The 537-nt window shown below is 63.1% G+C and carries 1 protein-coding gene; it reads left to right on the forward strand.

Going from position 1 to position 537, the window contains the following annotated elements:
• A partial coding sequence (locus AC07XS_RS15845) for a chemotaxis protein CheW (protein ID WP_182715216.1) occupies window positions 1-228 on the forward strand: 228 nt, incomplete at its 5' end.
• Window positions 229-537: the final 309 nt, after the last annotated feature.

Genomic DNA, 537 nt, shown 5'->3' on the forward strand with positions numbered 1-537 from the left:
CTGAGCCTGGGTCTGGTCGCCGACCGGGTGTTCGAGGTGACCAGCTTCGCCGCCGACCAGATCGAGCCCTCGCCCGATATCGGGATCAAATGGCGCTCGGACTATATCTCCGGCGTGGTGCGGCGCGACGACGGCTTCGTCGTCCTGATCGACCTGCCTCGCCTCCTGTCCACCACCGGCGATGCGGCCGACCTCGCCGCCTTCGCCCCTGTCGAACGCGCCGCCTGAACCGGACGCCCACGTCTCGCCCGAACGACGCCGCCGCGTCAGGCTCAGTCCATATCGGAGGGACGGGGGCGGGAACCGTCAGGCGTCCTCGTTCGTTGACCGCCACTTGGGCAGTTTTTTCATCGAACCTTCAGAATCTGGTTGCGGTGTAAAATGGTGGCCCGTATAGGGCTGCCTCGCTCGGAGACGGGCCGGCCTTTGAGGCTTTTGGGACTTTGGTTTCGGGAGTTTTGGGGGAGTTGAGGGGTTGAAAAACTTCTTGCTTTCCTGGGTTGGTTTCAATAGGTTCCGCGCTCCAATCGAATCGCC

This window comes from Brevundimonas sp. GW456-12-10-14-LB3 (assembly GCF_059424365.1).